The organism is uncultured Succinatimonas sp. (assembly GCF_905203285.1).
In the GTDB taxonomy this organism is placed as follows: domain Bacteria; phylum Pseudomonadota; class Gammaproteobacteria; order Enterobacterales; family Succinivibrionaceae; genus Succinatimonas.
The window spans coordinates 1-9,800 of the sequence record NZ_CAJKVK010000074.1 but is presented as its reverse complement, the minus strand read 5'-3'; the positions used below and the strand labels follow the sequence as shown (position 1 = coordinate 9,800).

General features: G+C 42.2%; 11 protein-coding genes and 1 pseudogene. 7 read left to right on the top strand and 5 right to left on the bottom strand.

Features of this window, described 5'->3' with window-relative positions; genetic code table 11:
* The 3 genes and pseudogenes from QZ019_RS07675 to QZ019_RS07665 form a co-directional block, all read left to right on the top strand.
* Positions 1 to 223: pseudogene (locus QZ019_RS07675) on the top strand (cell filamentation protein Fic); the annotation flags it as partial.
* Between the two features lie 48 nt (positions 224 to 271).
* Positions 272 to 754, top strand: a complete 483-nt coding sequence (locus QZ019_RS07670) for a Fic family protein (protein WP_295483857.1) — start codon at positions 272 to 274, stop codon at positions 752 to 754.
* Positions 755 to 765: 11 nt separating this feature from the next.
* The gene (locus QZ019_RS07665) at positions 766 to 984 is read left to right on the top strand and encodes a Fic family protein (RefSeq protein ID WP_295483855.1); all 219 of its coding nucleotides are present in this window, start codon (positions 766 to 768) and stop codon (positions 982 to 984) included.
* Here QZ019_RS07665 and QZ019_RS07660 read toward each other — a convergent pair.
* The 5 genes from QZ019_RS07660 to hslR all read right to left on the bottom strand — a co-directional run bounded on the left by QZ019_RS07660 (position 981) and on the right by hslR (position 5,347).
* On the bottom strand, positions 981 to 1,775 hold the full coding sequence (locus QZ019_RS07660) for an alpha/beta fold hydrolase (RefSeq protein WP_294567818.1): 795 nt from the start codon (positions 1,773 to 1,775) through the stop codon (positions 981 to 983). The genes QZ019_RS07665 and QZ019_RS07660 overlap by 4 nt on opposite strands.
* A gap of 193 nt (positions 1,776 to 1,968) precedes the next feature.
* Positions 1,969 to 2,706 (bottom strand): pyridoxine 5'-phosphate synthase, encoded by a 738-nt coding sequence (gene pdxJ / locus QZ019_RS07655; protein ID WP_294567819.1) that lies wholly within the window; start codon positions 2,704 to 2,706, stop codon positions 1,969 to 1,971.
* A gap of 108 nt (positions 2,707 to 2,814) precedes the next feature.
* A complete protein-coding gene (locus QZ019_RS07650; protein WP_295483852.1) occupies positions 2,815 to 4,029 on the bottom strand; it encodes an MFS transporter in 1,215 nt (404 codons plus the stop codon).
* A gap of 16 nt (positions 4,030 to 4,045) precedes the next feature.
* Positions 4,046 to 4,933 carry an Hsp33 family molecular chaperone HslO gene (locus QZ019_RS07645; protein ID WP_295483850.1) on the bottom strand — a complete coding sequence of 296 codons (888 nt, stop codon included), beginning with the start codon at positions 4,931 to 4,933 and terminating at the stop codon, positions 4,046 to 4,048.
* A 15-nt stretch (positions 4,934 to 4,948) separates the two neighbouring features.
* Positions 4,949 to 5,347, bottom strand: a complete 399-nt coding sequence (hslR, locus tag QZ019_RS07640) for a ribosome-associated heat shock protein Hsp15 (protein WP_294567822.1) — start codon at positions 5,345 to 5,347, stop codon at positions 4,949 to 4,951.
* 78 nt (positions 5,348 to 5,425) lie between these two features.
* Here hslR and nudE point away from each other — a divergent pair, with 78 nt between their 5' ends.
* The 4 genes from nudE to argH all read left to right on the top strand — a co-directional run bounded on the left by nudE (position 5,426) and on the right by argH (position 9,788).
* Positions 5,426 to 5,992, top strand: a complete 567-nt coding sequence (nudE, locus tag QZ019_RS07635; RefSeq protein ID WP_294567823.1) for an ADP compounds hydrolase NudE — start codon at positions 5,426 to 5,428, stop codon at positions 5,990 to 5,992.
* A gap of 133 nt (positions 5,993 to 6,125) precedes the next feature.
* Positions 6,126 to 7,031 carry an ornithine carbamoyltransferase gene (gene argF, locus QZ019_RS07630; RefSeq protein WP_295483847.1) on the top strand — a complete coding sequence of 302 codons (906 nt, stop codon included), beginning with the start codon at positions 6,126 to 6,128 and terminating at the stop codon, positions 7,029 to 7,031.
* A 21-nt stretch (positions 7,032 to 7,052) separates the two neighbouring features.
* Positions 7,053 to 8,282 carry an argininosuccinate synthase gene (locus QZ019_RS07625; RefSeq protein ID WP_295483845.1) on the top strand — a complete coding sequence of 410 codons (1,230 nt, stop codon included), beginning with the start codon at positions 7,053 to 7,055 and terminating at the stop codon, positions 8,280 to 8,282.
* Positions 8,283 to 8,405: 123 nt separating this feature from the next.
* The gene (gene argH, locus QZ019_RS07620) at positions 8,406 to 9,788 is read left to right on the top strand and encodes an argininosuccinate lyase (protein ID WP_294567827.1); all 1,383 of its coding nucleotides are present in this window, start codon (positions 8,406 to 8,408) and stop codon (positions 9,786 to 9,788) included.
* Positions 9,789 to 9,800: the final 12 nt, after the last annotated feature.

Below are 9,800 nucleotides of genomic sequence, written 5' to 3'. Positions count from 1 at the left end.
TGCGCGTAAACATATTGATGGTGATATCTCTATAGATGAAGCAAGAGATCTAATTAAAAGTTACTATCAGTCAAAAAGTAGCAGGGATCTAAAATTTTCAGAAACGGAAGAGGCAGATAAAGCCTCTGCAAATATTGCCAAAATCCTTGGCGAAAATACTTTTTCATTTTCTCTTGTCGGTTTGTTATCCATTTACCAAAGTATATTTGACGGAATTTTTTAATTTTCCGAAAAAATACGCGATTACAACATCACCAAAAAAGAGTGGGGGTTGCGTGGCGACACTGTTTTGTACGTTTCTGCTCCTGATATTAAAGCATCTATTGAATACGATTTGGATAAAGAAAAAAAATTTAAGTTTTCAGGACTTTCTTTAAGGGATATTGCCAATCATATTGCGCGCTTTACAGCAGATCTTTGGCAAATTCATCCTTTCGGTGAAGGAAATACTCGAACCACAGCTGTGTTCATCATTAAGTACTTAAGATCTTTAGGATTTAAAGTCGAAAATAATTTGTTCGTTAAAAATTCTTGGTATTTTCGTAACGTTTTAGTTCGTGCCAACTATCAAAATTTACAGCTTCAAATTGAAAGAAATGTAGAGTTCTTGGAAAGATTTTTTCAAAATTTAATTGCGGGTACTGATTTTGAGTTAAAAAACAGATATCTGGTAATTAATGCGCCGAAAACTTTTTTGCAAGAAGAAACAAAAAAAAGCGATCAAGTACCGATCAAGTTGAGCCTAATACCTTAGTTTTGTTAAAGATGATTAATACGCAGCAGCTTTCAGTAAAGGAATTGATGTTACAAATCGGTTTAAAGCACCGGCCGACATTCTTTAAAAATTATCTAAATCCGGCAATTGAGTCGGGTTTTGTCAAAGTGTTGTATCCTGAAAAATTAAATAATCCGCGGCAAAAGTACTTATTGACCGTGAAGGGAGCTGCTTTACTTTCAAGTTTGAAGATGGATGAAAGTCTCTAGGAATTTAAATTTTTGTCTTCTAAGAAAGCAGAAACTTTTTCATAGAAAAGATCGGGCTCCGTAAGATAGGGGCTATGAGCTGAATGTTCAAAGATAAATGTTTGATGCAGCTTATTAATATTCATATTCTGAGCCAAAGCACAAGGAACAAAGCGATCTTTTCTGCCAAAAAGGTGCAGACAAGGGATTTTTATATGCTTAAAGTCTTCGCGAACATCCGCATAAGCCATCATTTCAATACCGGCAGTTAATACCTCAAAAGGAATTTCTTCAGATTGGCTTAAAAGTGAATGCAGGATGGTAAATTCATCCTTACCATGCAAAATTTCTTCGGTTTGCATACGGAAAAAGAGTTTTAATAAACGGTTGCAACGCCTTGGAGTAAGAAGATTTTTACACTTCATGATGAAGTTATAGGATACCCCTGGCCAGTTCGGATCTTTAGGAAAGCGCGGAGTTCCGCAGATAGTCACAAGTTTATCAATAGGGGAATCGTACAAATTTGCAACTTTAAATGTAAAGATAGATCCAATTGACCATGCAATTACATCACACTGTTTAGGCAATGCGTTAAAGAGAGCTAAAGATGTTTCTTCAAGAGAATTTGCGATATGTTTAAGATCTTTGCTCATTCCGTAACCCGGCAGGTCAATTAAGAAGATATCGCGATCGCGGAACATTTTGGCAACAGGCAACAGGAAGCTGCTGTCACAGCCCCAGCCATGAATTATGCATAAAGGTTTGCCTTGCGGCGATCCGTAACGTGTGACGGCTAAACTATCTTTGCTCATATAAAATCCTTTAAAAGATTGTAAGGTTTTTTAAAGGCAAGACAAAGACAAAAGTAGGAATTTTGGTGTTCTTGTGAAGAAAAACGTTGATAGATCACATATTTGTTAAGACGGCAATTAGAAGAAAAAGAGTTTTTCTAATGTAAACAAAAACCGGTGCAAAAGCACCGGTAAAGAAAGTATTTACAAGCTATTAAGCGTTATGGCGAGCTTCGCGCATAATACGTTTCATTTCGCGGACTGCTTCGCTAAGTCCTGTAAAAATAGCGCGAGCGATGATGCTGTGTCCGATATTGAGCTCTTCCATTTCAGGAATGGCGGCAATTGCGGCAACGTTGTTGTAATTAAGTCCGTGGCCTGAATTTACATGAATTCCTAAAGAGTGAGCATAGGCTGCCATCTCTTTTAAACGTTTAAGCTCATTATCGCGATTTGAGTCGGTTACGGCATTGGCATAAGCTCCGGTATGAAATTCAACGTAAGGAGCGCCCACTTTTACAGCGGCATCTATTTGTTCTTTAACCGGATCGATAAACAAAGAAACCTTGGTTCCGACTTTTTCAAGTTTGCGGATTGCTGCATCGATTTTATTTATTTCTCCGACAACGTCTAATCCGCCTTCGGTAGTAATTTCCTGACGGCGTTCGGGAACGAAGCAGGCAGCCTGCGGGGCAAGCGCGACGGCTATGCCTAAAATATCGTCAGTTACCGCCATTTCAAGATTTAATTTGGTTTGTACGGTTTCACGGATGATTCTGACATCGCGGTCGGTGATATGACGGCGATCTTCACGCAAGTGTGTAGTGATTCCGTCAGCCCCTGCCATTTCCGCGACGGCGGCTGCGGTTACGGGATCGGGATAAGTACCGCCGCGAGCGTTGCGGACGGTAGCGACATGATCAATATTTACGCCCAAATAAATTTCGTTCATAGCTTAATCCCTGTAAGTAAGAATTTTTGTTGCAATTATAAAACAAAGAGGAAGGAAGAAAGAAAATAGAGCATGAGTTTAATTCTCAATGCTCTATTCTAGGTAACACTAAATGTTTTTAAGGTTAACGTCCGTTGCTTTGGGCGGTTCTTTTAATGCCAGAATAATGATGATGGCTAAAACTAAAGCGGGGAAAATAGTAGCAATCAATCCGACTCTAAGACCGAAAAGATCTCCGACAAATCCGGTAATGACCGATTCAACATATCCCATACCGAAAGTAAAGCCAAGCATCATTGATGCGGCAAAAGCGGCATTGCGCGGCAGCAAGCGCTGTGCCCATACGATTGCTGCCGGTGTTGAGCCGTACATTCCGGCTCCGGCCAGGAAAAGAGCGACCATTGATATAAAGGAAATATCAAGACGCCACAAGAAGAAGCCAAGAGACGCAATAGTAAGGACATAAGTGGAAACAATTAAAGTTCTAAGCCCGTATTTATCCGATAGTCCTCCGGTTGCCAATCCCCCGAAAACGGTGCCGACTAAAAGGCACATTAAAGCAAGTCCGCTTTCAACGGTGGAGTATCCGTGAGCTGTAAGCAAAAGAGGCAGGAACACAACTAATGCGCAATAGCACCAGGATCTGAGGGCAATTGAAGTATTTAAAAATATAAATTGCTTGGATTTTATGATGCTTTTTAAGTTTATCTGCGGCTCGCTGCTGCTTTCGTTACGCGGCGGAGTTACGAATAATCTTTGCTTATAAATCATCAGGGTAACGATAAGCGCGAACAGAAACAGAAACGGCAGGTTTTTATCGGTAAATTGTTCTATGAATGCAGCAATGATAAGCGGAGCGATGGCAAAGCCTAGATTACCGCCTGCAATATAAATACTGGTGGCAAAAGTCTGATGGCGTTTTGGCGAAATATCATGCACGATTCCGGCGCTTATCGGATGGAAAGCCGAGCTGCAGATCCCGGAAAGCAGGATGATAAAGATAAGGACATAAATATTGGGACTCCAGCCTACGATGCTGGCAAAAAAAGCACCGGTTAAAATCGACAACGGCATTAAATAATTTACCGGTCTTTTATCAGCCCAAATGCCGATGGGCGGCTGCAGAAAATTGGTGGATACGGAAAACACCATGAATAATGCCGCGCTTTGGGAATAAGAGATCCCGTAACGGGCGGCAAGAATCGGCAGCATGATAGGCAGAACGTTACAGAAAAAGTCACTTGTAAAGTGAGAAAGACTCATGATCGAAACATTTGACCATGAGGCTGAAGGAAGGCTGATGGCTGTATCTGTTGCTTTCATAAAAATAGTTTAAATTTTACTGAGATACGGTTAAGATCATTTTTTCCAAATCTTCTTTAGTAAAACTATAAATTTTACCGCAGTGCTGACAGGTCATGGAAGTACCGTTCTCGGAAATAAGCTCTTCAAGTTCAGCACGCGGCAGACCTTTTAGGGCTCTTTCACAGCGTTCGCGTGAGCAGACGCATTTAAATTGAATTTCTTTAGGATCAAAAACTTTAACTTCTTCTTCAACAAAGAGGTTATGAAGATTTTGATATAAGGACAAAGAAGTGATTTCTTCATATGTCATGGTTGAGGCTAGAGTGCTTAAATGCTCAAGCGATAAATGGTTATCTTTTATTTCGGGGATGATCTGCAGCATGATGGCGCCTGCCTTATGCTCGGCGGCATTTGCATAAATAAAGAAAGTGGTATCAAGCTGCTCTGATTCTTTAAAATATCCTTCCAAAGCTTTGGCAAGACTTTCAGTATCAAGGCTTACAATGCCTTGCCATTTATTTCCGTCTTCAGGAAATACTGAAATAACCAGAACTGCGTTTTCTCCGCAGATATCTTTAAAGCTTAAATTGCTTTCATAGTCGTTGCCTTCAATTAAGGCTGCGCTGCCGTAAAAAGATAAATCCTTATCGATATTGATTAACGCATATTTAACGGCATGATTTCCTTTTCCGCCTAAAATCTGCACCATGATTTGGCCGTTGGCTTTAAGTGTGGAGCCAATCAGAATCGCTGAACAGGCAAGTTCAATTAAAAGCTGTTTTACTGAAAGAGGATAGTCATGATGCTCTAATAGCTTGAAGCAAGGAGTATCCATCTGCAGGATTTCACCGCGGACACCGTGTTTTTCAAAAAGGAAACGAATGATTTTATTTTGAGTATTTTGATTTAAAGCTTCAGTCATTTTTAATCCTCTAGTTTAAAAACCGTTTTGCTTAAGGTTGATAAGAGCGCGGCGTTCTTTTTTATTCGGCTTGGTATCAGGACGCGGATTTATAAGCGCCAATTCTTTATTCATGCGGGCGATTTCTTCGCGGCGCTTGATGCTTTCTTCCGTTTCTTTATAAAGAAGCTGTGCCTCCTTTGCAGGACCTCTGGTATCGGAAATGCCTAACACCACGACTTCTTTGCGGGTGTTGCCTTGCAAAAGTTTTATTATGGCACCAACTTCAACAGGTCGTGCCGGCTTGGCGCGAGAGCCGTTGTAATCGACTTTTCCGCCTTCAATCATTTGTCTTGCAATAGAGCGGGTTTTATAAAAACGCGCTGCCCACAGCCATTTATCAATACGAACGGATTTTTCTTTTTCTTCGCTCACTTAGTTTAATCTTCAACCTGAAAATGTGTTAATTTGACATGTGCAGTATAAGTGAAATCTAAAATAAGGGATAGCGTTATGAACCTTAGCGCGTTAAAAAAGAATCCTCCGCAGATTTTGGGAAGGCGTAAGCAAAAAGTTTCAAGGATTTTTACGGTAGAAGAGCTCGATTTGCAGTTTTCTAACGGAACAAAAGCTGTCTACGAGAAAATTTGCGGCGGTAACGGTGCCGTAATGTGCATTCCTTTTGACGGTACTGATTTTTTATTAAGCGCAGAGTACGCTTGCGGACTTGAGGGTTACTCTTTAGGTTTTGTTAAAGGAAAGATTGACGCGGGAGAAACACCTGAGGAGGCCGCAGTCAGGGAGCTTAAAGAAGAGATAGGCTTAGGAGCAAAACGCCTTACGAGATTACGTAAGGCTATGACCGTGGCTCCGGGTATGCTGGAACTTAAAATGCATGTGTTTTTGTGCCGCGATCTGTATCCGTGCAAATTAGAAGGTGATGAGCCTGAACCTATTGATATCATTAAAGTATCTGTAGATGAGGCTAAAAAATTACTTTTTGATGTCAATTCTCCTTTAGCCGAGGCACGATCTATAGGAGCATTGGCACTTTCTTTGCATGAAATTGGTGCAATCTAGTTATTTGTCCTGTTTCTTGACCTATAATTTTCTTTTGCATTTGTAGATAAGATGACGGCGTTTTTATGCCGTTTTTAAAATTAAGACGCAGCCTAAAAGCTTGCATTTTGCTACTTACCTTTAGGAGTACAGTATGCGCCATCTGTTAACCGGTTTTGAATTTTCTCAAGATGAGTATCTTGATATTATCAATACCGCAGCCTCAATGAAAAAAGATCCTAAAGCTTATAGCGACACCTTAAAGGGCAAAGCCGGAGCTTTATTGTTTGAAAAACCATCTTTACGTACCCGAACCACTTTTGAGCTTGCTTTGTTCCGCTTAGGCGGTCACGGCGTTTATCTTGATGAGCAGAGCGGAGAGCTCGGGGTGCGTGAGTCCATTGCAGATTATGCAAGAAATCTGTCGCGCTGGACTGACTGCTTAATCGGCCGTGTGTTTTTGCAAAGAACTTTAGAAGAGCTTGCTGCAACCGGATCCGTTCCCGTCATTAACGCCTTATCCGATTTGTATCATCCTGCCCAGGCTATGGCTGACTATATGACCGTAGGCGAGCATTTGGGAACTATTAAGGGTGCAAAACTTGCCTATTTAGGTGACGGCAATAACGTAACCAACTCTTTGCTTGTTGCCGGTGCTATTTTAGGCGTGAACGTTTCCTGCTTCTGCCCTTTAGGCAAAGGTCCTGACGTGCAGATCTTTAATAAGGCAGCTGAAATTGCCCGTAAGAACGGATCAAAACTTGAAGTTTTAAGCGATCCTTCTAAAATATCAGGATTTGATGTCATTTATACCGATACTTGGGTATCTATGGGCGATAATACTCCGCTTGACAGCGTGAGAAAGCTTTATATGCCGTTCCAGATTAATGATGAAATGGTGGAAAAATCAGGTGCGAAGATTGTTTTGCATTGTCTGCCGGCTCATCGCGGTTATGAAATCACCGACTCGGTTATGGACGGTCCTAAATCCGCAGTTTTTGATGAAGCGGAAAACCGTCTGCATATTCACATGGCTTTGCTGGCAAAACTTGTCGGCTAAGACTTTTTGAGGAAAGAAAAGATGTTAAAGCATGAGAAGAAACAGTATAAAAAGGTTGTCTTAGCTTATTCCGGCGGCCTTGATACTTCAACCATCGTTCCTTGGCTTAAAGAGAACTACGGCTGCGAGGTCGTATGCTTCGTCGCTGACGTAGGTCAGGAGCGTGATGATTTAGACGGTATTGAAGATAAAGCCAAAGCCTCCGGTGCAACAAAGTGCATCATTAAGGATTTACGCGAAGAGTTTGTTCGCGATTACGTTTATGAGACTTTCAAGACCGGTGCTATTTATGAAGGCGATTACATGTTAGGTACCGCCATCGCTCGTCCGGTTATTGCTAAAGCCATGGTCGCATGTGCTCTTGAAGAAGGTGCTGATGCTATTGCTCACGGTGCTACCGGCAAAGGCAACGATCAGGTTCGTTTTGAAAGTGCCGTTGCCGCTTTGGCTCCGCAGCTTGATGTCATCGCCCCGTGGCGTATTTGGGATATGCAGTCTCGCGAGGAATTGCTCGCTTATTTAAATGAACGCAACATCCCGTGCAAGACCACTTTAAAGAAGATTTACAGCCGTGACGCCAACGTCCTTCATATTTCTACCGAAGGCGGCGAGCTTGAAAATACCTGGAATCCTGCCTCCGAGAATGTTTGGGTTTGGACTACCGATCCTTTAAAGGCTCCTGATACTCCCGAGACTGTTGAAATCACCGTAGAAAAGGGTGTTGTTACCAAGGTTAACGGTAAAGACATGACTCCGTTTGAGTCTATCAGTTTCTTAAATGAGATTGGTGCCCGTCATGGTGTCGGTCGCGTTGATATTACTGAAAACCGTTTGGTCGGCATGAAGTCCCGCGGCTGCTACGAGACTCCGGGCGGAACCATTATTTACAAGGCTCTGCGCGCTATCGAGCAGCTTGTTTTAGATAAGAATACCCGCACATACCGCGAGCATTTGGCAATCGATTTTGCTCAGCTTGTTTATGACGGCCGCTGGTTTACCCGTTTGCGTGAAATCATGATGGCTGCCGCTGACGAGATTGCAAAAGACGTTAACGGTAAAGTCGTCGTTCGCCTTTATAAAGGCAATATTGACGTTATCCAGAAGGATTCTCCGAACAGCCTCTTTAACTTTGATTTCGTAACCTTCGGTGCAGACCAGGTTTACGATCAGAAAGACGCTGAGGGCTTTATCCGTTTGTACTCTTTGCCTTCACGCATCCGCGCTTTAAACGAGCAGCAGCGTAAGCAGTAATTAGGTGTCAATACGCTTAAAAGGCGTATTTTCCCTTCTCAAGACAGTGAAGGGTATGTCAAAATAGAGCCTGACTAAAAAGACAGTCGGGCTTTTTCGTTTTTTTATACAGGATTATTTGTTATGGCTTTGTGGGGCGGAAGATTTACTCAAGGACCTGATCAGAGATTTAAAGATTTTAACGATTCTTTAAAATTTGATTATCGCATGGCAATTGAAGATATCGACGGATCGGTAGGCTGGGCAAAAGCCTTATGTGAGGTCGGTGTTCTTACGGAAAAAGAATGTGCTGATTTACAGCAGGCGTTAAAAGATCTTAAAGAAGAAATAAGTAAAGATCTGCACGCAGTTGCCGTTGCCGGAGATGAGGATATTCATTCATATGTTGAAAGACGCCTTATTGAAAAGGTCGGTGATTTAGGTAAGAAGCTTCATACCGGAAGAAGTCGTAACGATCAGGTAGCTTTGGATTTAAAACTCTGGTGCCGCGGTGCGGTAGATGAGATTTTAAAAGCTATTAATCATTTACAATTAACTCTTTTGGCTTGTGCCGAGCGTCATGAGGGAGATATTTTCCCCGGCTATACTCATTTGCAGCGTGCACAGCCGGTTACCTTCAGTCACTTCCTGATGGCTTATGCTCAAATGTTCGAGCGTGACTATGCTCGTCTTGAGAATGCATATGAACTAATGTCGACCTGTCCGCTGGGATCGGCAGCCCTTGCCGGAACCGCCTATAAGGTTGACCGTGAAAAATTAGCTCATTCTTTAGGCTTTAAGGGAGCAACCCGCAATAGTCTTGATGCAGTTTCCGATCGCGATCATGTGCTGGAGCTTTTGTCTTGCGCTTCAATTTCCATGATCCATTTATCCCGTCTTGCTGAAGATTTGATTATTTACAACAGCGGAGAGGCAAACTTTGTCGAGTTATCCGATAAGGTAACATCAGGATCTTCGTTAATGCCGCAAAAGAAAAATCCTGACGCTTTAGAGCTCATTCGCGGAAAATGCGGACGCGTCGTCGGAGCTTTGTCAGGCATGTTGGTTACGGTTAAGGCTTTGCCTCTTGCTTATGATAAAGATCTGCAGGAGGACAAAGAGCGCTTGTTTGACGCTATTGATACCTGGCATGACTGCCTATATATGGCGGCATTGGTGCTTGAGGATCTTAAGCTTAACAAGAGCAATGCGATTAAGGCAGCCAAGGGCGGATATTCAAATGCAACCGAGCTTGCCGATTATCTGGTAAGCAAAGGTGTACCGTTCCGTGAAGCTCACTCCATTGTCGGACGCACCGTTTTGTACGCAATTGAAAAGGGTAAAGCTCTTGAAGATTTGTCGGTTGATGAATTTGAGCAATTTGCCAAAGTCATCGGCGGTGATGTGTATGAAGCATTGGAGCTTAGCAATATCATTAAAAAGCGTGATGTTATAGGCGGTGTCGCTTTTAATCAAACTGCTGCTGAAATTAAAGCGTTAACTGCAAAAGTTGAGGCTCGTTTGTAATTTTGTTTAAAT

Coding starts and splice junctions, on each gene's coding strand:
- argH (WP_294567827.1), top strand. CDS start 8,406: ATGGCTTTGTGGGGCGGAAGATTTACTCAAGGACCTGATCAGAGATTT.
- QZ019_RS07650 (WP_295483852.1), bottom strand. CDS start 4,029: ATGAAAGCAACAGATACAGCCATCAGCCTTCCTTCAGCCTCATGGTCA.
- pdxJ (WP_294567819.1), bottom strand. CDS start 2,706: ATGAACGAAATTTATTTGGGCGTAAATATTGATCATGTCGCTACCGTC.
- QZ019_RS07660 (WP_294567818.1), bottom strand. CDS start 1,775: ATGAGCAAAGATAGTTTAGCCGTCACACGTTACGGATCGCCGCAAGGC.
- QZ019_RS07625 (WP_295483845.1), top strand. CDS start 7,053: ATGTTAAAGCATGAGAAGAAACAGTATAAAAAGGTTGTCTTAGCTTAT.
- QZ019_RS07665 (WP_295483855.1), top strand. CDS start 766: ATGATTAATACGCAGCAGCTTTCAGTAAAGGAATTGATGTTACAAATC.
- argF (WP_295483847.1), top strand. CDS start 6,126: ATGCGCCATCTGTTAACCGGTTTTGAATTTTCTCAAGATGAGTATCTT.
- nudE (WP_294567823.1), top strand. CDS start 5,426: ATGAACCTTAGCGCGTTAAAAAAGAATCCTCCGCAGATTTTGGGAAGG.
- QZ019_RS07645 (WP_295483850.1), bottom strand. CDS start 4,933: ATGACTGAAGCTTTAAATCAAAATACTCAAAATAAAATCATTCGTTTC.